The sequence below is a fragment of the Bordetella genomosp. 9 genome (assembly GCF_002119725.1).
Classification (GTDB): Bacteria; Pseudomonadota; Gammaproteobacteria; order Burkholderiales; family Burkholderiaceae_B; genus Bordetella_C.
The window spans coordinates 3,468,133-3,492,863 of sequence record NZ_CP021109.1 but is presented as its reverse complement, the minus strand read 5'-3'; the positions used below and the strand labels follow the sequence as shown (position 1 = coordinate 3,492,863).

The 24,731-nt window shown below is 68.3% G+C and carries 25 protein-coding genes; 12 read left to right on the top strand and 13 right to left on the bottom strand.

Annotated elements, in window-relative coordinates:
• Position 1: 1 nt before the first annotated feature.
• The 7 genes from CAL13_RS16055 to CAL13_RS16025 are packed head-to-tail and all read right to left on the bottom strand — an operon-like array spanning position 2 to position 6,923.
• Positions 2-985, bottom strand: a complete 984-nt coding sequence (locus CAL13_RS16055) for a PfkB family carbohydrate kinase (protein ID WP_086072935.1) — start codon at positions 983-985, stop codon at positions 2-4.
• The gene (locus CAL13_RS16050) at positions 982-2,076 is read right to left on the bottom strand and encodes an ABC transporter ATP-binding protein (protein WP_086058276.1); all 1,095 of its coding nucleotides are present in this window, start codon (positions 2,074-2,076) and stop codon (positions 982-984) included. The genes CAL13_RS16055 and CAL13_RS16050 overlap by 4 nt, the downstream gene beginning before the upstream one ends.
• A gap of 6 nt (positions 2,077-2,082) precedes the next feature.
• Positions 2,083-3,057 carry an alcohol dehydrogenase catalytic domain-containing protein gene (locus CAL13_RS16045; RefSeq protein WP_086072934.1) on the bottom strand — a complete coding sequence of 325 codons (975 nt, stop codon included), beginning with the start codon at positions 3,055-3,057 and terminating at the stop codon, positions 2,083-2,085.
• Between the two features lie 14 nt (positions 3,058-3,071).
• On the bottom strand, positions 3,072-3,884 hold the full coding sequence (locus tag CAL13_RS16040) for a carbohydrate ABC transporter permease (protein ID WP_086058274.1): 813 nt from the start codon (positions 3,882-3,884) through the stop codon (positions 3,072-3,074).
• Positions 3,885-3,910: 26 nt separating this feature from the next.
• Complete coding sequence (locus tag CAL13_RS16035) at positions 3,911-4,864, bottom strand: carbohydrate ABC transporter permease (protein ID WP_086072933.1); 954 nt, start codon at positions 4,862-4,864, stop codon at positions 3,911-3,913.
• Positions 4,865-4,890: 26 nt separating this feature from the next.
• Positions 4,891-5,622, bottom strand: coding sequence for an SDR family NAD(P)-dependent oxidoreductase (locus tag CAL13_RS16030; RefSeq protein ID WP_086072932.1), 732 nt, complete (start codon positions 5,620-5,622; stop codon positions 4,891-4,893).
• A gap of 2 nt (positions 5,623-5,624) precedes the next feature.
• Positions 5,625-6,923, bottom strand: a complete 1,299-nt coding sequence (locus CAL13_RS16025) for an ABC transporter substrate-binding protein (protein ID WP_086072931.1) — start codon at positions 6,921-6,923, stop codon at positions 5,625-5,627.
• Between the two features lie 230 nt (positions 6,924-7,153).
• On the opposite strand from CAL13_RS16025, the gene CAL13_RS16020 reads away from it, so the two are divergent.
• Positions 7,154-8,179 (top strand): LacI family DNA-binding transcriptional regulator, encoded by a 1,026-nt coding sequence (locus CAL13_RS16020; RefSeq protein ID WP_086058270.1) that lies wholly within the window; start codon positions 7,154-7,156, stop codon positions 8,177-8,179.
• 18 nt (positions 8,180-8,197) lie between these two features.
• Here the strand turns inward: CAL13_RS16020 and CAL13_RS16015 are convergent, their stop codons facing one another.
• Positions 8,198-8,716, bottom strand: coding sequence for a GNAT family N-acetyltransferase (locus CAL13_RS16015; RefSeq protein WP_086072930.1), 519 nt, complete (start codon positions 8,714-8,716; stop codon positions 8,198-8,200).
• Positions 8,713-9,492, bottom strand: a complete 780-nt coding sequence (pcaD, locus tag CAL13_RS16010) for a 3-oxoadipate enol-lactonase (protein ID WP_086072929.1) — start codon at positions 9,490-9,492, stop codon at positions 8,713-8,715. The genes CAL13_RS16015 and pcaD overlap by 4 nt, the downstream gene beginning before the upstream one ends.
• A gap of 360 nt (positions 9,493-9,852) precedes the next feature.
• Here pcaD and CAL13_RS16005 point away from each other — a divergent pair, with 360 nt between their 5' ends.
• Complete coding sequence (locus CAL13_RS16005) at positions 9,853-10,791, top strand: bile acid:sodium symporter family protein (RefSeq protein WP_198297857.1); 939 nt, start codon at positions 9,853-9,855, stop codon at positions 10,789-10,791.
• 75 nt (positions 10,792-10,866) lie between these two features.
• On the opposite strand, the gene CAL13_RS16000 is transcribed toward CAL13_RS16005, so the two are convergent.
• A complete protein-coding gene (locus tag CAL13_RS16000; RefSeq protein ID WP_086072927.1) occupies positions 10,867-11,766 on the bottom strand; it encodes a LysR family transcriptional regulator in 900 nt (299 codons plus the stop codon).
• Positions 11,767-11,901: 135 nt separating this feature from the next.
• Between CAL13_RS16000 and CAL13_RS15995 the strand changes: the two genes are divergently transcribed.
• Complete coding sequence (locus CAL13_RS15995; protein WP_086072926.1) at positions 11,902-12,891, top strand: Bug family tripartite tricarboxylate transporter substrate binding protein; 990 nt, start codon at positions 11,902-11,904, stop codon at positions 12,889-12,891.
• A 10-nt stretch (positions 12,892-12,901) separates the two neighbouring features.
• Positions 12,902-13,885 (top strand): 2-hydroxyacid dehydrogenase, encoded by a 984-nt coding sequence (locus CAL13_RS15990; protein ID WP_086072925.1) that lies wholly within the window; start codon positions 12,902-12,904, stop codon positions 13,883-13,885.
• Here CAL13_RS15990 and CAL13_RS15985 read toward each other — a convergent pair.
• The 3 genes from CAL13_RS15985 to CAL13_RS15975 all read right to left on the bottom strand — a co-directional run bounded on the left by CAL13_RS15985 (position 13,869) and on the right by CAL13_RS15975 (position 16,410).
• Positions 13,869-15,128 (bottom strand): NAD(P)/FAD-dependent oxidoreductase, encoded by a 1,260-nt coding sequence (locus tag CAL13_RS15985; protein WP_086072924.1) that lies wholly within the window; start codon positions 15,126-15,128, stop codon positions 13,869-13,871. The genes CAL13_RS15990 and CAL13_RS15985 overlap by 17 nt on opposite strands.
• A 3-nt stretch (positions 15,129-15,131) precedes the next feature.
• Positions 15,132-15,599, bottom strand: coding sequence for a GNAT family N-acetyltransferase (locus CAL13_RS15980; RefSeq protein WP_232467676.1), 468 nt, complete (start codon positions 15,597-15,599; stop codon positions 15,132-15,134).
• A gap of 118 nt (positions 15,600-15,717) precedes the next feature.
• Positions 15,718-16,410, bottom strand: coding sequence for a GntR family transcriptional regulator (locus CAL13_RS15975; protein ID WP_086072922.1), 693 nt, complete (start codon positions 16,408-16,410; stop codon positions 15,718-15,720).
• Between the two features lie 137 nt (positions 16,411-16,547).
• On the opposite strand from CAL13_RS15975, the gene CAL13_RS15970 reads away from it, so the two are divergent.
• From CAL13_RS15970 to CAL13_RS15935, 8 genes are all read left to right on the top strand, one after another.
• Positions 16,548-17,756 (top strand): ABC transporter substrate-binding protein, encoded by a 1,209-nt coding sequence (locus CAL13_RS15970; protein WP_086072921.1) that lies wholly within the window; start codon positions 16,548-16,550, stop codon positions 17,754-17,756.
• Positions 17,757-17,770: 14 nt separating this feature from the next.
• Positions 17,771-18,643 carry a branched-chain amino acid ABC transporter permease gene (locus CAL13_RS15965; protein WP_086072920.1) on the top strand — a complete coding sequence of 291 codons (873 nt, stop codon included), beginning with the start codon at positions 17,771-17,773 and terminating at the stop codon, positions 18,641-18,643.
• The gene (locus tag CAL13_RS15960) at positions 18,643-19,533 is read left to right on the top strand and encodes a branched-chain amino acid ABC transporter permease (RefSeq protein ID WP_086058259.1); all 891 of its coding nucleotides are present in this window, start codon (positions 18,643-18,645) and stop codon (positions 19,531-19,533) included. The genes CAL13_RS15965 and CAL13_RS15960 overlap by 1 nt, the downstream gene beginning before the upstream one ends.
• Positions 19,530-20,315: an ABC transporter ATP-binding protein gene (locus tag CAL13_RS15955; protein WP_086072919.1), complete on the top strand. Its 786-nt coding sequence runs from the start codon at positions 19,530-19,532 to the stop codon at positions 20,313-20,315. Before CAL13_RS15960 ends, CAL13_RS15955 begins: the two co-directional genes overlap by 4 nt.
• Positions 20,312-21,025, top strand: a complete 714-nt coding sequence (locus CAL13_RS15950) for an ABC transporter ATP-binding protein (RefSeq protein WP_086072918.1) — start codon at positions 20,312-20,314, stop codon at positions 21,023-21,025. Before CAL13_RS15955 ends, CAL13_RS15950 begins: the two co-directional genes overlap by 4 nt.
• A 76-nt stretch (positions 21,026-21,101) precedes the next feature.
• On the top strand, positions 21,102-22,361 hold the full coding sequence (locus CAL13_RS15945; protein WP_086072917.1) for an NAD(P)/FAD-dependent oxidoreductase: 1,260 nt from the start codon (positions 21,102-21,104) through the stop codon (positions 22,359-22,361).
• The gene (locus CAL13_RS15940; protein WP_086058255.1) at positions 22,355-23,587 is read left to right on the top strand and encodes a metal-dependent hydrolase family protein; all 1,233 of its coding nucleotides are present in this window, start codon (positions 22,355-22,357) and stop codon (positions 23,585-23,587) included. Before CAL13_RS15945 ends, CAL13_RS15940 begins: the two co-directional genes overlap by 7 nt.
• A gap of 44 nt (positions 23,588-23,631) precedes the next feature.
• Positions 23,632-24,525 (top strand): dihydrodipicolinate synthase family protein, encoded by an 894-nt coding sequence (locus CAL13_RS15935; RefSeq protein ID WP_086072916.1) that lies wholly within the window; start codon positions 23,632-23,634, stop codon positions 24,523-24,525.
• The last annotated feature ends 206 nt before the right edge of the window (positions 24,526-24,731 follow it).

Genomic DNA, 24,731 nt, shown 5'->3' with positions numbered 1-24,731 from the left:
GTTACTCCTTGGATCGATGTAGGAAAGCCCAGGCCGTCGCCAGGTCCGGCGTGCCGGCCCTGCCTCCGGGGTGCAGGCATTTGCATGCGGCGACCGCCGCGGAAAATCGGAAGGCGTCTTCGATGGACCATCGCAGGCCCAGCGCAAAGGCGAGCGCGCCATGGAATACGTCGCCGGCGCCCGTCGTGTCGACCGCGCGCACGGAGAAGGCGGGCAGGCGCCGCATGCCGGCGCCCGCGTCCCAGGCCACGCCCCGATCGCCCAGCGTCACGGCCGCCACGCGGCAGCCGCGCCCGCGGGCGTGCGCGAGCGCGGCCGCGATGGCGGCGTCGCCGTCCGGGGCGCCGCGGGCGGTGCCGGCCGGATCGGGGCTATGCGCATAGCCGGCCAATCCCGGCTCGGAAAACACCGCGAAATCGGTGAGCGGCAGCAGCACGTCGAAGATCCAGGAATCGGCGACGTCACCGTCCAGCACCGTGGGCACGCCGTGCGCGCGGGCCTGCGTGAAGAGGGCCGCGGCGCCTTCCGGCCAGCGCGGGTCGGCCAGGACGGCGTCGCAAGCCGGGACGCCGCCCAGCGGCAGCCACGAGGGATCGTCGGGGAGGCCTTCTCCTCGGAAATTGACGATGGTGCGTTCGCCTTGCGCGTCGACCACGATTCCGGACACCGAGGACCGGGCCTGGCCGAACAGACGGAAATGCGTGACGTCCACGCCCTGCGACGCCAGTTCGTCACGCATCGCGCGGCCCGCCATGTCGTCGCCGGCGCGGCCCCAGAATTGTGTGCGGGCGCCCAGCCGGGCGGCCGCGACCGCGGCGGTGGCCGCCATGCCGCCGCCGCCCTCGTGATGAGAATGGGCACGGGCCTTCCCGCCGGGGGCCAGCTTTTCCACCACCCAGGTCATGTCGAAGGCGGACAAGCCCAGGCACACGAGCGCCGGCGGTTCGGTGGCCGGGAAGTCGGCAGGCATGGGAATGGCAGTCATTGCACCGCCTCGACCCGGCGCACGTTGCGCCCGTCCTCGCCATGGAAAAAGTGCGCGCAGTCCGCAGGAAAATCCAGTTCCAGCGTATCGCCGGGACGAACCCGCATGCGCGGATCGACGCGCACGACGTGGCGGCCGTCGCAGCCGTCGAAGTGCACCAGCGTATCGGCGCCCAGCGGCTCGACCACGCAGGCCTGCGCACGCAAGGCGCCGCCGCCTTCGGGCGCGATGCGCAGATGCTCCGGCCGCAGGCCTAGCACCGCCTGCCGCACGTTCTGCGCGTGCAGCGCAGCCAGCAGATCCGCGGGCAGGGGGATGCGCGAGCCGTCGCGCAGGGCGATGCCGTCCGCGTCCACCGTCACCTGGAAGAAGTTCATCGTGGGCGAGCCGATGAAGCTGGCCACGAACTGGTTGACCGGGTTGGCGTAGACGTGCTCGGGCGCGCCCACCTGCTGGATGACCCCGCCTTTCAGGACCACGATGCGGTCGGCCATGGTCATGGCCTCCACCTGGTCGTGGGTCACGAAGATCATGGTGGTCTGCAGCGTCTGCGCCAGGGCCTTGATCTCGGTGCGGACTTCGCCGCGCAGTTTCGCGTCCAGATTGGACAGCGGCTCGTCGAACAGAAACACCTTCGGGTCGCGCACCATGGCGCGTCCCATCGCCACGCGCTGGCGCTGCCCGCCCGACAGCGCGCGCGGTTTGCGGTCCAGGTATTCCTCGATGCGCAGCATGGCCGCGGCGCGCTGCACGCGGCGGGCGATTTCCTCGCGTCCCAGTCCGCGCATTTCCAGGCTGAACGCCATGTTCTGCCGCACGGTCATGTGCGGGTAAAGGGCATAGTCCTGGAACACCATGCTGATGTCCCGCTGGGCTGGCGTCACATCGTTGACGCGGCGTTCGCCGATGTAGATATCGCCGTCATCGACGGTCTCCAGGCCGGCGATGATCCGCAGCAGCGTGGACTTGCCGCAGCCGGACGGGCCGACGAAGACCATGAACTCGCGGTCGCGGACTTCCAGGTCCAGCGCCGGGATCACCGTGTTGCCGCCGTAGGTTTTCATCAGGCGGTGGAGTCGGATGGATGCCATGACGCCTCACGCGAAGGAAAGCAAAGGTTTGACCAGTTCCCCGGCCACGAAGCGGCCGAACATGTCGGGCAGCCGCTCGATGCCGAATTGCGCATCGACCAGTTGCCGATAGCGCGCTTTTTCCTTGCGCAGCAGCTCGACGTTCAGCGGGAAGTCCGAGACCGGGAAATAGAAGGTGCGGACCATGTAGAAGTCCTTGCGGCGGATGGCCTTGTTTTCCTGCACCGGCCAGGGGTTGTCGTTTTCGCCGATCAGGATCAGCACGCCGCGCGGCAGGACGATTTCCATGCCGCGGCTGCGCGCCGCATGCGCGCCGCTGCATTCAACGATCAGCTTGAAGCGCATGCTTTCGTCGCCCATGGGGCGGCGCAGCGCGCCGAAGGATTCCGCCAGGCGCAGGCGTTCTTCCTTGGGGTCGGAGACGTACACCTGGCGGTAGCCCATGTTCTGCAGGGCGATGAGCGCGCCCATGCCCACCGGACCCGCGCCTGTCACCAGCACCGGCCCGGCTTCCGCCGGCGGCGCAAGCGGCTGCACGAAACGGATGCCGTGCGCCGCCGTGCCGATGGTGTCCAGCAGCAGCGGCGCCAGGTCGTCCTCGATGTCGTCGGGTACCGGCAGCAGGCAGCGGTCCGGCACGGCCAGGTATTCCGCATAGCCGCCAGGCCGGTTCCAGCCGACCAGCACGGATTCGTTCAGGCACATCTGCGTGTCGCCGCGCAGGCAGCTGTCGCAATGGCCGCAGTGCACGGGGATGTAGACCAGGCAGCGGCGGCCGTCCAAGGGGTGGCCCGGCTGCTGGACCACGCCGAAGATTTCGTGACCCGGCGTGAAGGACGCGCCCTTGATCCACAGCTTGGTGTCCGACCCGCACAGGGCGGTGCGCCTGACCCGCAGCAGCGCCTCGCCGGGCCTGGCAACGGGCGGCGCGACATCGGCGATGGTGATCCGCCGGTCCCCATGGAATACGGCAGCTTTCATGAACGGCTCCTTTGTCATCCCTTGACGGCGCCCAGCGCCAGGCCGCCCACCAGGCGGCGCTGCACGGCGAAGGCGAGCAGCAGCGGAGGCAGCGCGATCAGCGTGGCGGCGGCCATCAAGCCGCCCCAGTTGGTCGAGCCTTCCCCGATGAAGTTGAACGAGGCGGCAATCAGCGTCTTGGTGTCGCCATCCGACAGCACCAGCGCGAACAGGAAGTAGTTCCAGGAAAACACGAAAGCCAGGATGGCCGCCACGATCAGGCCCGGCATGACCAGCGGCAGCGCGATGCGCCACAGGATGCGAAGCACCCCGCAGCCGTCCACCTGTGCGCTTTCCAGGACGCTGCGCGGGATGGCGTCGAAGAAAGGCAGCAGCACCCAGATGACGATGGGCATGGTGATTACCGCGTGGGTCAGGACCAGCGCGGTATAGGAGCCGATCAGGTCGAAATGGCGGAACATCACGTACCAAGGCAGCAGGAACAGCGTGCCGGGCGCCATGCGCGCCATCAGCGTGACGGTGGCCGGCCAGGTGATGCGGGTCCAGGACGAGGCGAACGCCGCCGGCACGCCGAGCACGATCCCGATCAGCGTGGATCCTGTCGTCACCACCACGCTGTTCCAGGTGTAGTGGGCGAACGGCGTGGTCTCGAACAACTGCCGATAGTTGTCCAGCGTGGGCGTGAACCAGAACGCCGGCGGGTAGGCGATGACGTCGGCCGGCCCCTTGAACGACGCGGCGACCATCCACGCCACGGGCGCCAGGATGATCAGCGCGACCAGCGCCAATTGCGCGTTGTTCAGCCAGCGCAGCATGCGGTTGTCCATGCCTTTGCTCCAATCGGTTGAGGGCGCTACCACGACACGCGTTGCCGCGCGCGGACCATGACGATGACGGCCATGAGCACGATGGTCGATAGCGTGACCATCAGCGCGCTGGCATAGCCCATCTCGAAGAACTCGAAGCCCTTGCGGAAACCGTAGATGTTCAGGGTGTTCGACGCGTTGCCCGGCCCGCCTTGCGTGGTGATGTAGATGATGTCGAAGAAGCGCAGCAGGTCGACGCTGCGCAGGATGGCCGCCGTCACCAGGGTCGGCATCAGCAGCGGCAGCGTGATGCGGAAGAAGATGCGCGGACGCGAGGCGCCGTCGATCTGCGCCGCCTCGTAGACGTTGGGCGGCAGCGCCTGCAGGCCGCCGAGCACGATCAGCGCCACATAGGGCGTCCATTGCCAGGTATCGAGCAGGGCGACGGTGGGGATGACCCAGCCCGGCGATGCCAGCCATTCCGATGGCGGCAGGCCGGCATGCCGCAGCAGCCAGTTCGCCACGCCGATGGCGGGATCGAGCACCACGACGAACATCATCCCCACGACGACCGGCGGCAGGACGAACGGCGAGATCAAGAGCGTGCGCATCACGCCGGAGAGGCGGCGCGACCCATGCAGCAGCATGGCCATATACGTGCCCAGCACCAGCTGCAGCGCGAGCGACAGCAGATACAGGACGATGGTGATCTTCAACCCGTGCCAGAACTCCGGATCCCGCACCATGTGCACATAGTTGAGCCCTTCGTTGAAACGCATGTCCCCGCCCAGGCTGAATTCGTTCAGGCTGAGCCACAGCGTGTATGCGAAGGGAAATGCGATCAGCAGAATCGTGAAGCACAGCGCCGGCGCGGACAGGGCCGCCAGCTTGCCGGCGATGCCGATGGACCGGTTCGCGGCAGCCGGCGCGGCGCTTGCATGGCGGGCGCGCCACGGCTTCTTGCCCGGTACATTGCCGGCGGTTCCGAGGGATCGGCTCATGTGAAGCTCCTTGCAGCGTCGGCGGCCTAGCCCGCCAGGAAGCCGCCGTCGATGGGCCGCACGGTGCCGGTGATGTACCGCGCCGCGGCCGAAGCCAGGAACAGCGCGCCGCCGGCGATGTCGTCGGGCTGCGCCCAGCGGCCCTGCGGGATGCGGTCGCGGATGCGCGCGTAGTGCGCGGGATCGCGGCGGCCGGCCGCGTTCAGCGACGTCTCGACATAGCCGGGCGCCACGGCGTTCACGCGTATGCCGGACTCGGCCCAGGCCAGCGCCAGCGACTTCGTGAGCATCACCACGCCCCCCTTGCTGGCGCAATAGGCGGGGATGAAGGGCAGGGCCATGTAGGCGTTCATCGATGCGGTATTGATGATGCTGGGGCAGCGGGTGCTCGCGGCCAGCAGCGGCTGGCAGGCGGCGCACATGCGGAAGGCGCCGGTCAGGTTGACGTCGATCACGCGCTGGAAGGTGGCCAGTTCGAACTCCCTGCCGCGCGCCAGAATGCCCGCGCAGTTCACCAGGGTGTCGAGCCGGTCGAGCCCGCCGGCGAAGGCGGCCACCGCGGCGTCGTCCGTGACGTCCAGCGCCGCCAGGGTCAGCGCCGGCGCCGCCGGCAGCCGGCAGGCCGCCACGGCCGCTTCGTCCACGCCCGTGGCGATGACCTCGCACCCCTGCGCCAGGAAAGCCGCCGCCATGGCCGAGCCGATATCGCCCGCGCCCCCGACGATCAGGACGCGGTGCCCCGCTGCGAATTCGAACATTGCTATTCCTTGGCGATCAGCGCATCGAGCGATTTTTCCGCTTCGGCGCAAGCCTGCTCTGCGGGTTTGCTGCCCAGCATGACCTCGTTGACCGCCTGTCCGACGAACTCGCGCGACGCGGGATTGGCGACGATGGGATAGCCGACCTCGGCCGTTCCCGTCCTGCTGATCTGGTCCAGCGCGGCGACCCATTGCTCGCGCACGGGCTTCTGCGCGGCCCAGGCCTTGAAGTCCGCATCCTGGAAGGCGGATACCCGGGGCGGCGCGATGCCTTGCAGCGCCAGTTGTTTCTGCATGGCTGGGCTGCTGGCCCACTGCAGGAAATACCAGGCCGCGTCCTTGTTCTTGCTGTAGGCGGAAATCGCCATCGTCCAGCCGATCATGGTCGGATGCGATCCGCCGGCCCCGCCGGGCAGCACCGCGACGCCGGTGTCGCTTTCGCGCGCGCCGCCTTGCATCAGCGTGCTGAGCTCGTTCGACGATTCAAAGGCCATCACGGCGCGCCCCGCCTTGTACAGCGATGAGATCTGGTAGAAGCTGTAGTTCACGACGCCCGGCGGCCCGTAATCCTTCAGCAGTCCGGCGTAAAGGCGCATCGCGGCCAGCCCCTGCGGCGAGCACAGCGTCGATTTGCCGTCCTTCATGTACTGCGCGCCCATGTTGTGCAGGAACACGCTGTAGGTGAAGGGCAGGGCGGGCTTCTGTCCGCGCGAGACGAAAGGCGTCAGCTCGGGTTCGCAGGACTTCAGGCGCGCCGCCACGTCCGGCAGGTTTTTCAGATCGCCAGGCAGCGACACGCCGCACCTCTTGAACACGTCGGTGCGGTAGTACAGCACCGGCCCCTCCAGATTCAGCGGCACGCCGAGCACCTTGCCGTCCACCGTGGCGTCCTTCACCAGGCCGGGGCTGAAATCCTTGAAGTTGTAGTCCGGCGCCGCGGCGCCCTGCACGTAAGGCGTCAGGTCCGCATACCAGCCGGCGCGGGCGAACTGCAGGCCCTCGCGCGAAGGCAGCGACATGAAGACGTCCACTTCGCCGCTGCGGGCGTTCATGCTGGTGACCAGGCGCTGGCGCATCTGCTGCTCCTGGTATGCGTCCACCTTCAGCTTGATGCCGGTGAGTTTTTCGAAGTCGTCCTTGTGCTTGATCAGGGCATTGGCGACGGGATTGTTGTTCGCCAGGAAGGTGATTTGCTCGCCCTGATGTTTGCGCCAGTCGAAGCCCTGGGCAGCGGCGTTGGCGGCAATGAGCGCGGTACCCAGCGCGATGCCGGCGGCCGTGGCGCGGATCGTGGTGTGCATGCCTGTCTCCTTGTTCGGGGCCATGGCGGCCGAGCGCGGCTCGGTCCGGTTGGCGCCTCTATAATGTAACCGTTTTCAGGAGTATGGGCGGCGCGCTGCCAAGATGTCAATACGGGTTGGACCTGTCGCGGCCGCTTCTTACTGACTCTTACGACTCTCCACCGGCGCGCGGTTCTGGTAAAGTTCGAACGCGGCGGATTCCAGCCGTGCCGCTTTATGAAAACCGTTACATGAGAACCAGCCGAGCGGTGGGGATCAGAGAGGTGGCGCGCCTCGCGGGCGTGTCCACGGCGTCCATTTCCCGCGCGCTGAACAACCCGGCGAGCGTCAGTGCCGAATTGCGCGCTCGCATCGACGCCGCCATCGAGGAACTGGGCTATATCCCGGATGCCGCGGCGCGCGCGCTTTCTTCGCGCCGCACCCGCACGATCGGCGCCATCATTCCAACCGTCGATAACGCCATGTTCGCGCGGGGCATCGAGGCCCTGCAGCACTATCTATCGGCGCAGGGATATTTGCTGCTGCTCGCCACCAGCGGCTACGACCCCGAGGTCGAATACACCCAGGCGCAGAACATGATCAGCCGCGGCATCGACGGATTGATCCTGCGCGGCGACGTGCATACGCCCGGGCTGCGCCGCCTGCTCGCCGCGCAGCGCATTCCCTTCGTCAACGTGGGGGTGTATCACCCCGACAAGCCCTACGCGTCTGTGGGCGCCGACAACGAAACGGCTGCGCGGCGCGCCTGCGAATTCCTGATTGGTCTGGGCCACCGCCATATCGGCGTCGTGGCCGCCATCGGACGGCACAACGACCGCGCATCGGCGCGCGTGCGCGGCATACGCGCGGCGCTGCAGGCGGGCGGGCTGGAATTGCCGCCGCAGTGGTATATAGAGGTGCCCTACAAGCTGGACGATGCGCGCCAGGCGGCGCGCGCCCTGTTCGGCCGGCGCCCCCATCCGACCGCGGTGATCTGCGGCAACGACGTGCTGGCGTATGGCGTGCTGCTGGAGGCGGAGCGGCAGGGCCTGCAATTGCCGCGGGATCTGTCGGTGATGGGCTTCGACGACCTGGAGTGGAGCCGTCATTTGCGGCCCAGCCTGACGACGATGCACCTGCCCACCGACGAAGTGTGGACGCGCGCCGGCGAATACCTGGTCCGCACCCTGGCCGGCGCATCCCCGCCCCTGCACCACGAGGTGGACGCCACGCTGGTGGTGCGGGAATCGACGGGGCCTGCCCCAGCCGCGGGCTGAACCGACCCGCCGGCTGGTTCAATCCCTTAGCAGGGCCATCATGACGACGTCTTCGTATGCGCCGTCCAGATAGCGCCCCTTGCGCTTGATGCCTTCTTCCACGAATCCGAACGACCGGTACAGGGCGCGGGCGGGGCGGTTGCTGGCGTAGACCTCGAGTTCGATGCGGCGCAGCCCGATGGCGTCGGCCGCGTCAAGCGCGGCGGCCATCAGGGCCTTGCCCACGCCGCGGCCGCGCTGGTCCGGCCGCACGCCCATGCCGAGCACGCCCGTATGGGTGAAGCCCGGTTGCGACAGCGGGACGATGTCGCACCAGCCGACCACTTCACGATCGGCCACGGCGACGAAGTGCGGGTGGCGCCGGGCGATGTTGTGCATGACGAACGCGCGGGTCTGTTCCAGCGGCGGCGCCTTCAGGAAGCTCAAATGGCGCCGTTCGCGCGCCACTTCGTCCAGCGCGCGGCGGTAGCCCTCGATGTGCGAGGGCGTGATGGGCAGGATCTCGCAGGCTGGCGAAGCGGGACGGGCGCGGGTCATGACGCAAGAAACCCCATGACGAGATCCGCGAATGCGTCCGGGCATTCCCAATTGGAAATGTGCGAAGCGTTCAGCTCGCGGTATTGCGCGCCCGGGATGGCGGCGGCCAGTTCGCGGCCTTGCTCAGGCGTGGCGGCCGCGTCGTGCGTTCCCGCGATGACGAGGGCAGGGGCGGCAATCCGTGCGACGCGGCTGCGCAGATCCAGGTCGCGCAAGGCCGCGCACGCCAGGCGGTAGCCTTCATCATCCGCGCGGCGCAGCATGTCCAGCAGCACCTGCGTCAGCGCCGGCTGCGACGCGCGAAAGTCCGGCGTCAGCCAGCGTTCGAAAATGGCGCCGGCCATGCCATGCATGCCGTGCTGGCGCACCGCCTCCATGCGGGTCTGCCAGCTTTCGACGCTGCCGATGCGCGCCGCGGTATTGCACAGCACCAGTTTGCCCACCCGTTGCGGCTGCGCCAGCGCCAGCCCCATGCCGGTGGGACCGCCCATGGACAGACCGCAGAAATGCACCTTTTCGATGCCCAGATGGTCAAGCAGCCCGACGACGTCGTCGATCAGGGCGCTGAAGGGATATTCGCCCGCCGGCGTTGCGGAGCGGCCATGGCCGCGCGTGTCGTAGCGCAGCACCCGGAAACGCCGGGTGAACACCGGCACCTGGGGCGCCCACATGTCGGCGCAGGTGCCCAGGGAGTTGGACAGCATCAGTACCGGGGCTTCCCGTGGGCCGTCGATGACGTAATAGATGCGGGATGACGCGAGGTCTGCGTAGGGCATGAAAATCCTTCGGCGGGAGCGGCAGCGCAGGCGAGCCGCAAAGCTGGAATCTTAACGCCGCCGTGCCGGGCCATCGCCCCGTCAACGGCTGTGTTTCGACGCGTGATACCCACCCGTCCGTTGCGCGATATGCGTCAATGGACCCCTATTTGCGGGTTACGCAGTATGGACAAGTCTTCATCATGCTGACCGATCCGCCCGGCAATGCGGGCGGCGCCTGAGCGTGCGCACCCGCGAAAGGCAACGCGACCGTCGCGCCATACGGGCCGGCGCCGGGCCACGCCATACCGGGCGGACGCCCGTCGCGCAGGGCGTGCCGTAAACTACCGGCTTTTTTCGCCCACCCCTGGAGCCCCGGCCGTGCAGTCCCTTGCCCGTTTCAGCCGATTCGTCGGCAATACCTTCGCCATCTGGGTGCTGCTTTTCGCGGCGCTCGCGTTCTTCTATCCGGATACCTTCAAGGGTATCGGCCCGTACATCGTCCCGCTGCTGGGGATCGTCATGTTTGGCATGGGGCTGACCTTGTCCAAGGCGGACTTCCAGGAAGTGACGCGCCGTCCGCGCGACGTTGTCATCGGCGTGCTGGGGCAGTTCATCATCATGCCGGGTCTGGCCTGGGTGCTCGCCAAAGGCTTGTCCCTGCCGCCGGAAGTGGCGGTAGGCGTGATCCTGGTGGGATGCTGCCCCGGCGGCACGGCGTCCAACGTCATGACCTTCCTGGCGCGCGGCGACGTCGCGCTGTCGGTCACGGTGACTTCCGTGACGACGCTGCTGGCCCCGATCATCACGCCGGCGCTGATTTATCTGCTCGCCAGCCAATGGCTGGACGTCAGCGCATCGGCGATGTTCTGGTCCATCATTCAGGTGGTGGTGCTGCCCATCGCGCTCGGCGTGGCGGCCCAGTATCTGCTGAAGGACAAGGCGCGCGTGGGCGTGGCCGTGCTGCCGCTGGTGTCGGTGACGGCCATCGTCGCCATCGTCGCCGCCGTGGTCGCCGGTAACCAGGCGCGCATCGCGACCAGCGGCCTGCTGATCTTCGCCGTCGTGGTGCTGCACAACGGGCTGGGACTGCTGATCGGCTATCTGCTGGCCAAGGCCTGCGGCATGAGCGTGTCCAAGCGCAAGGCCATCTCGATCGAGGTGGGCATGCAGAATTCGGGCCTGGGCGTGGCGCTGGCCACTGCGCACTTCTCGCCCCTGGCCGCCGTGCCCAGCGCCATCTTCAGCGTCTGGCACAACATCTCGGGCCCCATGGCCGCCACGCTGTTCCGCCGCTTCCGCGACGGCGACGGCGTCTGAGTTTCCCTTCTTCGGCAAGCGCCGCTGACGCCATCCGGCGGCGGCGCGGTCCGCGCCGCGTTGGCGCCGCCAGCCTCACAAACGCTGGCGGCGTTTCAGAGAAGGCTCCACGACGCGTTCGATGAACGCATCGAGCGCGGGATTGTCGTGCCGCGACCGCCACGCCAGGTAGATCTCGGCCGTCAGGTTCTTCTGCGCCAAGGGCAGAAAGGACACGCCCTCCATGCGCAGCTCGCGCGCCGAGTCCGGCACGATCCCCACCCCCAGCCCCGCCCGCACCAGCCCCAGCAAGGTATGGGTCTGGCTGGCGTGCTGCACGATGTCCGGCGTTACGCCCGCCAGGCCCAGCGCGCCGGCGATGCGCTCGTGGAAATACTTGCCCTCGCTGGGCGCATAGGCCACGAAGGGTTCGCGGTGCAGCGCCCGCAGCGGCACGGCCGGATAGGCCAGCAAGGGCGACTTCCTGGGCACGGCCAGCACCAGCGGCTCGCGCGCGATGAGCCGATAGGCCAGACCTTCGTGCCGCGGCAATTGGCGGGCGAGCATCGCATCCAGTTCACCGGCCACCAGCAATCGCCCCAGATCCGTCGAAACGCGTTCGCGCAGTTCGATATCGACGTCCGGCAATACGCGGCGCGCCTTCATCACCCAATCGGGCATCAAGCGATAGGCCGCCACGGCGGTGAATCCCAGCACGATGTGGCCGGCCTCGCCCCCGGACGCGCGGCGCGCGCTGGACGCCGCGCGCGCCGAATACGCCAGCAGATGGCGCGCATCGCGCAGGAAACTGCGGCCCGCCGCCGTCAGGGCGACGACCCGGCTGCTGCGCTCCAGCAAGGTTACGCCCAGGCCCTGTTCGAGCAAGCGGATCTGGCGGCTCAGGGGCGGCTGCGTCATGCACAGGCGGGCCGCGGCGCGCCCGAAATGCAGCTCTTCCGCAACGGCGACGAAGCACTCCAGCTGGCGTAGTTCCATCGATACAAGCCTTGTATGGATCGTTGCTATTTATAGCTCGATCGGACAATGGTGGGAAATCGTCCATATACTCATCGCGTCCGGTGTGCGTGCGGCGACGCCGCGCCGGGCGCCAAACGGTGAGGAGACAGAACAATGAAGACACAGTCCGGCGCGCGCCTGCGCGTACGCATGATCGCGGCCGTTTTCGCCATGGCCGCCATGTTGCCGGCGGCGCGCGCCGCCGACGATTACCCGGCCCGGCCCATCAGTCTGATCGTGCCGTTTTCGCCTGGGGGCGGCACGGATATCTCGGCGCGGCTGCTCGCCGCGGCATTGAGCAAGCAGATGAACGCATCCGTCGTGGTGGACAACCGCCCCGGCGCCGGCGGCCAGATCGCCGCGGATCTCGTCGCGCGCGCTACCCCGGACGGGTACACCCTGCTGTTCGCCAATTCCGGCATGCTTGCCATCAACCCCTGGCTGTACAAGCTGCACAGCGATCCCGCCACCGCCTTCGCGCCCGTTTCGCTGTTTACCGATCTGCCATTCGCACTGGTGGTGCCGCCCTCGCTGCCCGCGAAGTCGGTCGCCGATCTGGTGGCGCTGGCCAAATCCCAGCCGGGCACGCGCACCTTCGCCAGTTCGGGCACCGGCGGCGCGCCGCATCTTGCGGGGGAAATCTTCCAGCAGGCCACCGGAGTGGAATTGACGCACGTGCCGTACAAGGGCGGCGGACCCGCCATGACGGATCTGATGGCGGGGCGGGTGGATATGCTTTTCGCGTCCGTGCTCGAAACCATTCCCTACGTCAGCGCCGGCAAGCTGCGCGCGCTCGCGGTGACCGGACCGGCGCGATCGCCGGTGATGCCGGACGTGCCCACGCTGGAGGAGGCCGGCGTCCATAATGCCCAGACGGGCTCGTGGACGGCGGTGATGGCGCCGGCCGGCACCCCGAAGGCGGTGGTGGATAAGCTGTCGCTGGCGATCCGCCAGGTGGCGGACCTGCCGGACGTGAAGGAAAAGCTGGAATCGCAGGGCGCCGTGCCGCACGGATCGACGCCCGACGAACTGGCCCGGCTCGCCGCGCAGGAGCGCGCCCGGTACGGGCAGATCATCAAGCAACGCAACCTTCGGGTCGATTGACCACGCACGCATGCCGAACATTGCTGAAGAGGCCGCTGCCGGCCGCGCGCCCATGGCCGAACTCCTCATGATGGGGCCGCTGCTGCCGGCCCTGGTCGCCCGGATGAAGGCTCGCTATCGGGTGCATCATTGGTGGGAGGTCGCCGACAAGGCCGCTTTTCTGGCCGATCGTGGCGCGGCGATACGCGGCATCGTCACCAGCGGGCGCTTCGGCGCCACGCGCGAGGTCATCGAGTCGCTGCCTGCCCTGGAAGCCATCGTCAGCTTTGGCGTGGGCTATGACCCCATCGACATGGAGGCGGCGCGCGCGCATGGCGTGGTGGTGACCAATACGCCGGGCGTGCTGGACGAGTGCGTGGCGGACACGGCCCTGGCGCTGATGCTGGCGGTGTCCCGGCGCGTTTGCGAACTGGACCGTTTCGTGCGCGCCGGGCGCTGGCGCGGCGAGTCGCCGGCGCTCGGGCGCAAGCTGGGCGGGCGTCGTTGCGGCATCCTGGGCCTGGGCAATATCGGCTGGCAGATCGCGCGCAGGGCGGAGGCGTTCGGCATGGACATCGCCTATCACAACCGGCGGCCGCGGCAGGATCTGCCCTTGCACTACCGCTATTGCGAGGACGTGACGGCCCTGGCGCGCGCCAGCGACGTGCTCGTGCTGTCGCTGCCGGGCGGCGCCGGCACCCGCCGCCTGGTGGATGCGCGCGTCATCGAGGCGCTCGGGCCCGACGGGATACTGATCAACGTGTCGCGCGGCAGCGTGGTCGATGAGGACGCCCTGGTCTGCGCGCTGCGCGAAGGCCGGCTCGCGGGCGCGGGACTGGATGTCTTCGAGAACGAACCCGAGGTGCCCGCCGCGCTGCAGGGGATGGATCAGGTGGTGCTGCTGCCGCATGTGGGCAGCAGCACGGTGGAAACCCGGCAGGCCATGGCGGATCTGTTCATGGCCAACCTGGACGGGTGGTTCGAGACGCGCCGGCCGCTTACGCCGGTTGCGTGATGCCAGTCCGGGCGTGCGGGCGAGCGTCCAGGATCTCGCCGGCAATGCGCAGCGCCGTATTGACGGAGTCGGTCAGCCCCAGATGGCCGTGGCCGGTCGCCAGCCACAGGCCTGGCTGGCCCGGCGCCTGGCCGATCACCGGCACCGAATCCGGCATGCAGGGGCGGTGACCCATCCACTTGTCCGCCGGTGCGGCGCCCAGTCCGTCGAACGTTTCGCGCGCGATGCGCTCCAGCACGTCGGCGCGCCGCATGTCGGGCGCGCGCGTAAGGCCGCCGATCTCTACGGTGCCGCCCACGCGCAGCCCGTCTTCCATGGGGGTCACGAACACTTTGCGGTCGGCCAGGACCACGGTGCGCGAGATGGTGTCGGACATGCCGCGGAACTGCACGTGGTAGCCGCGCTGGCTTTCCAGGTGCAGCGGCACGCCGAGCGGCCGCAGCAGCCGGGGCGACCAGGCGCCGGCGGCCACGACGACGTGGTCCGCGTCCTGCGACGCGCCGTCCACCGGCACGCGCCAGCCGTCGGCAGATCGGCGTGGCGCGTCCGCCTGGCCGCGCAACAGCCGTCCGCCGCGGGCCAGAAAGGCCTGGACCATCGCCTGGACATAGCGGAAGGGGTTGCGCACCGTGGCGTGATCGGCCAGGAACATGCCGATGCGGTAGCGCGGACCCACGGCGGGCTCAAGATCATGGATGGCATCGCGGTCCAATCGTTCGAAGCGATAGCCGTACTGCTCCCGCAGCCGCCAGCCGCCGGCGTCCTTGCCCAGCGCCGCCTCGTCCGGGTACAGATGCAGATGACCGCGCTGCAGGATCAATTCCGGCACACCGATCTCGCGAGCCAGCGCGACGTGGCGCGTCACGGCATCCGCATGGATGGACGCCAGGCGCCGCGCGGCATCGGCGACGGCATCGGGCCGCGACGCCGCGACGAAGCGCGCAAGCCAGGGCAGGGCGCGCGGCAGATAGGGCAGCGGCAGGCGTAGCGGGCTTTCCGGGTCCAGCAGCATGCCGGGCACGGATTTGAGGATTCCCGGCATGGCAAGCGGTGCGACCGAGCCAGGGCTGATGGCGCCGGAATTCCCGTAACTGCAGCCGCGCCCGGGTTCGTCGCGGTCGATCAGCGTTACCTGCGCGCCGTCGCGCTGCAGCATGTAGGCGATGCAGGCTCCCACGATGCCGGCGCCCACGACGGCGATGCGAGGCGTGCCGGCCCGGCGGCGCGCGATGTCCTCTCCCATGTTTCAAAGATCCTCGTTCGGGACGACGTAGCGGACAAAGCCGCTGTGCGGGGTGTACTTGTCGTACAGTCCGCGCGCCCGATAGTTGTTTTCCTTGGTGTTCCAGTACAGCCGCGACCATCCGCGGGTCTTCATCTCGGCGATGAGCCAGTCGATCAGCTGCTTGCCGACCCCTTGCGCCCGCGCGTCCGGATCGACGTACAGGTCCTGCAGATAGCACACGGGCGTCAGCGTCGACGTGTTCTCATGCAGGATGTAATTCGCGATGCCGATCACCGTTGCGTCCTCCACGGCGACGATGGCATGGACGGGCGCGTGCGGATCCATGATGCGCGCCCATGTGTGGCGCGTCAGCGTTTCGTCCGGCTCGCGTTCGTAGAAACGGGTATAGCCGTCCCACAGGCAACGCCAGCGCGCTTCGTCCTGCGGTTCGATGGGGCGGATGGTCAGGGTCACGGATAGGCGTCGCACGTGTGGCCGCCGGCACGCGGCTGCGGCTGCGGCTGCGGCGCGGAAAGCGCTGATCGTACACGCGCGCGGCAGGGCGCGGCAATCGGCAGGCCGGCGCATCGCTGCAAACGCGCGCGGTTCAATCCGCCGGCGGCTGGCTCAGTTCCGCCACCACGTTCACCACCTGTTCCAGCGCCACCTGGATGTGGGTTCGCAGCGCGCGCGTGGCCGCGCGGACGTCCCCGCGTTCGGCGTACTCGATCAAGGCCAGATGCTCGGCGTATGCCTGTTCGCGCAGCGGCACGTTGACCACCTGGAAGCGCAGATAGCGGTCGCCCCGGTCGTGCAGCTGCCGCAGCACGGTCATGGCAAGGTCGCGCCGCGCCGGCAGGTACAGCGCTTCGTGCAAACGCCAGTTCGCGCGGCCCCAGCCCGCCGCGTCCGCATGCCGCGTTTCCTCCAGGGCGGCCCGCGCCTGCGTCAGCGTCGTGCCCTTGGCAACGCGGATCGCCTCGCCGAACAGCCAGGGTTCGACCTGCAGACGCAGCTCGAACGTCTCGATGACCTCGGTCGATGACACCGGGCAAACGAAGGCGCCGCGGTGCGCATGCACGGAAACCAGCCCCTCGGCTTCCAGGCGCCGTATCGCTTCGCGCACGGGGATGCGGCTGACGCCCAGCTCTTCCGCCAGCGCTTCCTGGCGCAACGCTTCGCCCGGCCGCAACTGGCCGCAAAGAATCCGCTGGCGCAGCGCATCGAGGACCAGGTCAACAGTGGTGCGGCGGACGAGTTTCGGATTGCCGGCGGCGGGCGGAAGAACGGAAGCGGTCATGGGGATGTGTCTCGTAAACCCTAGTGCCCGGCGTATTGACCCGGGCCAGCGCGCACTTTAGCATGGCTGCCGTATCCAGGATATTGGATCCAATCATGGTGGCACGTCGCCGCGCCCAGCTTCGGAGCAAACGTTTTATGAACCGCCGTCATTTCGTTGCTGTATCGCTGGCCGCCGCGCTGGCCAGTGCCAGCCTGCCCGTCCTGGCGCAGACGTCGGATTTCGTCATCGGCGCGCTGAGCCCGTTGACGGGGTCCGGGGCGCCTTACGGCCCGGGCATGGTCAAGGCCATCCAACTGGCCGCGCAGGAAATCAATGCCGCCGGCGGCGCACAGGGCGCGCGGTTCCGCGTCGTGGTCGAAGACACGCAGACCGCGCCGCAGTCGGCGGTGACCGGCGCCAAGAAAATGATTGAAGTAGACAAGGTGCGCGCCATCCTGGGCTGCTGGAGCTCGGGCGAATCGCTCGCCGTCATCCCGCTCACCAACGAGGCCAATATCCCGCTGATGCATGCCTCCGGTGCGCCGGCCCTGAGCGCGGACGCCAATACCAAGCGGCTGGGCTTCCGCTTCCAGGCCACCAACGGCCGTTTCGGCCAGGCGTTCGCCAAGATCGCGGAGCGGCAGGGCTACAAGGCGCCCGCCACCATGGCGTTCAACAATGCTTCCGGCATCGGCAATACCGAAGGCTTTACGCAGGCGTGGAAGACGGCGGGCGGCAAGGTCGTGGCCAGCGTGGTGTACGAACCGAACCGGCCTTCCTACCGGTCCGAACTGCAGTCGGTGCTGCGCGCCAAGCCCGACGTGATCGTCACTGGCTCGTATCTGGCGGACACCACCATTCTGCTGCGCGAGTGGTACCAGACCGGCGCCGACACGCACTGGATCATTCCGGGATGGGCGGCGAACAACGACCTGATCAAGGCGCTGGGGCCGAAGGTGACCGAAGGCGTCATTTCGGTGGAGTCGGTCAGCAACGAGAACGCGCCCAACTATGCCCACGTGCGCGATGCGCTCGGCAAACAAGGCGTGGATGTGGCGGGCAACGTGTACGCCCCCATGGCGTACGACCAGGCCATCGTGCTGGGCCTGGCGGTGCAGGCGCTCGGACCGAAGGCCAGCGGCCCCGAGCTGGCGAAGAAGATGCACGAACTGGGCAATGCCGGCGGCGAGCCGGTCTACAGTTTCGCGGAAGGCAAGAAACTGCTGGAGGCCGGCAAGCGCGTCACCTACGTCGGCGCATCCAGCGCACTGAATTTCGACGAATACAACGACGTGACGCCGGACTTCGCCGCTTCCTTCGTGGAAAACGGCAAGCTGGTGCGCAAGTACGTGGTCAAGCTGTAGGACAGGGCGGCCGCGTGTCATACGCCGACTACATCAATCTGGCCATCAACGGGCTGGTGGAAGGGCTGATCATCGCCCTGCCGGCGCTGGCGCTGACCCTGGTCTACGGGCTGGCGCGATTTCCGAACGCCGCGACGGGCGACATCGTCGCGGCAGGCGGCTATGCCGGCCTGGCGGCGCACCACTTCAGCGGATCGGTGCTGGCGGCGGGCGTGGCCGGCGCCGCCGGCGGCGCGGCCGCCTCGCTGCTGGCCTTCGTGCTGGCGTTCCGTCCGGTCATCCGCCGCTCCGTCATCACGCTGCTGCTCACCTCCATCGGCGTGGGCTTCGTGATCCGGGCGGCGCTGGGCGTGGCTTTCGGGCACGACCCCAAGGCCTTCGACCTGCCGCTGGAGCGCGCATGGCGTTTCGGCGATATCTCCATCGCCCCGGCGGACCTGAGCCTGGCGGCGCTGACCCTGTCCACGCTGCTGCTGGTGTTCGCCATGCTTTATGCGACGCCGCTGGGCCGGGCGCTGCGCGCCATCGCCGACGATCCCGACCTGGCGCGTGTCAGCGGCATCCGCCGCGGCCGCTGCATGCTCGCGATGTGGACGATCGCCGGCGTGGTGTGCGGCATCGCGGGCACGGTGGTGGGCATGCGCACGGTGGTGTACCCCGACGCGGGCTGGAACATGCTGCTGCCGGCCTTCGCCGCCGCGGTGGTGGGCGGACTGGGCAATCCGCTGGGCGCCGTCATGGGTGCGCTGCTGCTGGGCCTGCTGCAGGAACTGTCCACGCCGTTCGTGGGCTTCGTCTACAAGATCGCGCTGGGCTATGTGTTCATGATGATCGTCCTGCTGTTGCGACCGCGCGGGCTCTTCAACCGGCCGCAGGGAGTGCGCTGATGCTGACCTATCTGCTCTCCATCCTGGTGATCATGGGCATCTATATGCTCCTGGCGCTGGCGCTGGATCTTCAGTACGGCTTCACCGGGCTCATCAATTTCGGCCTGGCGGGGTTCTTCGGCGTGGGCGCCTACGCGTCGGCGCTGCTGACGATGAAGGCCGGTTGGTCGCCGCTGCTGTCCTTTCCCGCCGCCATGCTGCTTGCCGCGCTGCTGGCATGGCCGCTCGGCCGCGTGGCGCTGCGGCTGCGCGACGACTATCTGGCCATCGTCACGCTCGGGTTCTCCGAGATCGTCCGGCTGATCCTGGTGCAGGAGCAGTGGCTGACCAACGGCGTGCAGGGCATCCCGGGCGTTCCCCGCCTGGGCGCGGGCTGGGGCGATGCGCGATTCAGCGACATGCTGCTGCTGGCGCTGCTGGCGCTGTCCATCGCCGCGGCCGTGGCGCTGCTGCGCCGGGTCACGCACAGCCCTTACGGCCGGACCATCCAGGCGATCCGCGATGACGAGACGGCGGTGCGCGTGCTGGGCAAGGAGCCCGCCCGCTTCAAGACGCAGGTGCTGATGCTGGGCGCCGCGGTATCGGGTCTGGCCGGGGCGTACTTCGCGCATTACATGACCTATATCGTGCCCGAGCAATTCGTGCCGCTGGTGACGTTCTACGTTTGGATGGCGATCATCATGGGCGGCGTCGCGCGGCTGTCGGGCAGCGTCATCGGCGCGGTGCTTCTGGTCGTGTTCCTGGAAGGCGTGCGCTTCACGCGCGGCTACATCCCCGGCATTTCGGATGCGGACATGGGCAGCGTGCAGCTGGGCGTCGTGGGGCTCGTCCTGATCCTGTTCATGCGCTGGCGCCCGCAAGGGCTGTTCGGCGCCAGGGGCGCGCGATGACGATGCTGCAAGCCCACGGGATTTCCCTGTCGTACGGCGACTTCCGGGTGCTGGACGACGTCTCGCTGTCGATGAGCCTGGACGGCCTGCACGGCATGATCGGGCCCAACGGCGCGGGCAAGAGCACCCTGTTCGCCGTGCTGAGCGGTTTTCTTACGCCGTCCGCGGGACACGTGTCGTTCGCGGGCGCGGAGCTGCGCACGGCCAATCCGTCTGCGCGGGCCCGGCTGGGGCTGGGCAGGACTTTCCAGATTCCGCGCGAATTCGCGCACCTGACCGTGCGGCAGAACCTGATGGTGGGCCCGCGCGACCAGCCGGGCGAGTCCTTGCTGTCGCTGTTCCTGGCGCCGGGGCGGGTACGCCGCGCCGAAGCGGAGATCGCGGACAAGGCGGGGCGCATCATCGACTTTCTGCGACTGGGACCGGTGGCCGACAAGCCGGCAGGCGGCCTGTCGGGCGGGCAGAAGAAACTGCTGGAACTGGGGCGGGCGCTGATGTCCGACCCGAAGTTCATCCTGCTGGACGAGCCCTATGCGGGCGTCAATCCCGTGCTTATCGAAGAAATCTCCCAACGCATCCGCGAGATCAACGCCGGGCGCGGCATCGGGTTCCTGATCATCGAGCACAACCTGATGGCCCTGAACCGCCTGGTGGGGGACCTGTACGTATTGGACGGCGGGCGTCTGATCGCGCACGGCGCGCCGCAGCGGGTGCTGTCGGAACCGCGCGTACGCGAAGCCTACATGGGCGCGCCGGCGGCGGCGCATGCGGAGGCGCTATGACCGAACCGGTTCTGCAACTATTCGATCTGCGTGGCGGTTACGGCGACGCCGACATCCTTAAGGGCATCTCGCTCACGGTGGGACAAGGGGAGATCGTGACCATCGCGGGGACGAATGGCGCCGGCAAATCGACCATCATCAAGGCGGTGATGGGTCTGCTTCCGCGCACGTCGGGCCGCGTCGTACTGCGCGGCCAGGATGTGGCGGGGCTCAGCGTCGAGTCGCGCCTGGACCGCGGCATCGGCTACGTGCCGCAGGTGGCCAACGTATTCTCGTCGCTGAGCGTGCACGAAAACCTGCTGGTGGTGCAGGGCGTGAAGCGTCCCCGCGAGCGGGCGGACGCGATGTACCAGATGTTTCCCGCGCTGGTGCGGCACCGGCGCCGCGCGGCCGGCACGCTGTCCGGCGGCGAACGCCAGCAGCTGGCTTTCGCCCGCGCGCTGATGCGTGAGCCGGGCATGCTGCTGCTGGACGAGCCCACCGCCGCGCTGTCGCCGGCGCGCGTCGATGAAATCTTCGCCTACGTGCGGAGCCTGCCCGCGGCCGGTACGACGGTGCTGATGGTGGAACAGCGCGCGCGCCAGTCCCTGGCGGTGAGCCAGCGCGGCTACATCATCGACCAGGGCGTGGTGGCGATGGAGGGCGCTGCCGGCGATCTGCTGAACGACAGCCGCGCGGCCGACCTTTTCCTGGGCAGGCATGAACAATGATGGGTGAATCGCTGGTACATGGGCCCGCCGCAGCGAGGCGTCAGCCAGGACGGGATCGCGCAAGGGAGGGCGTGCGATGACGGACGTGGTCGTCGTCGGCGCGGGCGTCATCGGGCTGGCGTGCGCCCGCCGCGCCCAGCGCATGGGGTGGCGCGTCACGCTGCTGGACCGGGATTTCGAAGGGGATCGCGCGTCGCATGGGAACGCGGGGGGCATCGCCGTGAGCGAGTCCACGCCCATTGCCGTGTCCGGTTTCAGCCTGAAGGCGGCGCGCTGGCTGCTCGATCCGCTGGGCCCGCTGGCGATCCGCCTGCGCCATGCGCCGCGCCTGCTGCCGTGGCTGCGCGTGTTCAACCAGGTCGGCCGGCCCGAGCATTTCCGCCGCATATCGCACGCCCTGGCCGCCCTGAACCAACGCGTGTTCGACGACCTGCTGCCCATGCTGGCCGACCTGGGACTGGGCGGCCAGCTGCACCGGCGCGGCGCGCTCACGGTGTACGAAAGCGATGCCGCCTATGCGGCCGACGCCGCGGAATGGGAATGGAAGCGCGAACTGGGCGTGCGCTGGTCGCATCTGCCGGCCGCCGATCTGCGTGCGCTCGAGCCGTCCCTCGCCCCGGTCTTTCGTCACGCCGTCCTGCTCGAAGACTGGGCCCACGTGGACGACCCGATGAACATCGTTCGCGCCTTGCGGGAGCGGGTGCAGAACGACGGCGGCCGGCTCATCACCGCCGACGTTACGGCGATCTCGCTCGACGATGCGGCGCGGCCCGCCGCGCTGGACCGCGCCGGCCGCCGCCATGCGGGCGACCGAGTCATCGTGGCCGCCGGCGCCTGGTCCGGGACGCTGGCCCAATCCGTGGGCGACCGCGTGCTGCTGGAAAGCGAGCGCGGCTACAACACCACGCTGCCCGCCGCGGCCGGCATGCTGGATCGGGAAGTCATCTTCGCCGAGCGCAAGTTCGTCGCCACGCCGCTGGCCGTGGGACTGCGCATCGGCGGCGCGGCCGAGTTCGCCGGTCTGGCCGCGCCGCCAAACTACCGGCGCAGCGACGCCTTGCTCGCGCTGGCGCGGCGCTATCTGCCGGGCATGGACGAACGGGGCGCGCGCCGCTGGATGGGCAACCGCCCCGCCACGCCGGATTCGCTGCCCGTCATCGGCCCGTCGCCGCATTCGAGCCGGCTGCTGTACGCCTTCGGCCACGGCCATCTGGGCCTGACGCAGGCCGCGACCACCGGCGCCATCCTGGGCAGCCTGCTGGCCGGCGAGGACCCCGGCATCGACCTCGCCCCTTACTCCATCACCCGTTTCAACAAGGCCAACCCGCTATGCTGATACTGAAGAACGCGCGCGTCCTGGACGCGCGCCACGAAAACGATGAGGGCCGGTACGACGTCGTGGTTGAAGGCGATCGCATCCGGGAAGTGTCGGCGCGGCCGGTTGCCGCGCGCGCGGAGGATCAGGTTATCGACGTGGCCGGACGCACCTTGATGCCGGGCATGATCGATTGCCACGTCCACGTCGTGGCCTCGATGGCGAACCTGGGCACCAACGCGCGCATGCCGGCGGCCTTCGCCACCCTGCGCGCGGTGCCCATTCTGTCCGCCATGCTGCGGCGCGGCTTCACCACCGTGCGTGACGCGGGCGGCGCCGACTATGCCTTGCGCCGCGCCGTCGAAGACGGTCTGATCGACGGTCCGCGGCTGTTCATCGCCGGCAAGGCGCTGTCCCAGACGGGCGGCCACGGCGATTTCCGCGACCGTTTCGATTACAGCGATCCCGATCCCTGCCCGTGCCACCGGAACATGGGCGCGATCGCCCGCGTGGTGGACGGCGTGGACGAGGTGCGCAAGGCCGTGCGCGAAGAGATGCGCGCGGGCGCCACGCATATCAAGATCATGGCCTCGGGCGGCGTGGCGTCGCCCACCGACCCCATCGGCAATCTGCAATATTCGCGCGACGAGATTCGCGCCATCGTCGAAGAGGCCGCCTCCCACCAGACCTACGTGATGGCGCATGCGTATACGGGGCAGGCCATTTCGCGGGCCGTCGAGCTGGGCGTGCGCACGATCGAGCACGGCAACCTGGTGGACGATGCGGCCGCCCAGGCCATGGCCCGCCATCAGGCCTACGCAGTGCCCACGCTGGTCACCTATGAGGCCCTGTACAAGGTCGGTGCGCAATACGGCGTGCCGCCGGAGTCGGTGGCGAAGATCGACGACGTGCGGCTGCAGGGCCTGGAATCGCTGGCGATCTTCAAGCGTCACGGCGTGCGCATGGGACTGGGAACGGACCTGCTCGGGGAAATGCACACCTTCCAGAGCGACGAGCTGCGCATCCGCGCCCAGGTGCTGAGCAACTTCGAAGTGATCTGCCAAGCCACCCAGATCGGCGCGGAAATCGTCGGGCAGAAGGACAGGCTGGGCGTCGTCGCGCCCGATGCTTATGCCGACCTGCTGATCGTCGATGGCGATCCGGTCGCGGACATTTCCCTGCTGTGCGGGCAGGGCGAGCACCTGTCCATGGTGATGAAGGCCGGCAAGCCGGTGCATCTGCGTTGACGGGCGCGGGCCATTTCAACCCATTCTTTTATCGGACGGAAATTATGAAAGTCGATTGGGCAGGCGTATTCCCCGCCGTCACCACCAAGATGAAGGCGGATCAATCCCTGGATCACGACGCCATCGCGAACGGCCTGGAAAGGCTGATTGCCAGCGGCGTGGGCGGTGTCGTCATGATGGGCATGGTGGGCGAAAACGCCTCGCTCGCCCCGGAAGAAAAGCTGACGGTGCTGCGCATCGCAAAGGAGACCGTGAACGGGCGCGTTCCGGTCGTGTCCGGATTGGCGGAGACCACCACCGCTGCGGCCGCGCGCTACGCCAGGGAAGCCGAGCGCATCGGCGTGGATGGTTTGATGGTCTTTCCGGCGCTGACCTACAAGTCGGATGCCGACGAGACCATGGCGTTCTACCGCGGGGTGGCGCGCGCCAGCGGTCTTCCCATCATGATCTACAACAATCCGCGCGGCTATGGCGTGGACATGACGCCGCAGCTGCTGGAAGCGCTGGCCGACGAGCCGACACTGGCCTGCGTGAAGGAAGAGACCTACGACACCACGCGCGTCACGGACATCTTTGCCCGGCTGGGCGATCGCTATACGGTGTTCTGCGGGGTGGACGACCTGGTGCTGGAAAGCGTGGCGCTGGGCGTGAAGGGCTGGGTGTCCGGCATGGCGAACGCCTTGCCGAAGGAATCGGTGCAGCTGCTGGATCTGGCGGTGAAGGGCGATTTCGAGAACGCGCGTGTCCTGTACCGCAAGCTGATCCGCCTGTTCCACCTGGATACGCACGTGAAGCTGGTGCAGTACATCAAGCTGGCGGAAAACATTACGGCAGGCTATGCCGAAACGGTGCGCGAGCCGCGGCTGCCGCTGACCGGCGCGGAGCGTGAAGCGACGCTGGCGATCATTCGCGAAACGCTGGCGGCGCTGAAAACCTGAGTCCGCGCATCGATGCCGGATTTGCGCACAACCCCTGCGGACGTTGCGGGCCTTCGGGCCCGCTTTTTTCTGGAAGTCGTTGCGGCTGCATGCCAGCGCCATCGGATCCCTTATCGGCGGCGCGCCGCATCCCGCCTTCATGGCGCGCCTGCCTTCCGGATGCTTTGACCGCAGCGCGTCGGGCGCGGCCGTGTGCGGCACGCCAT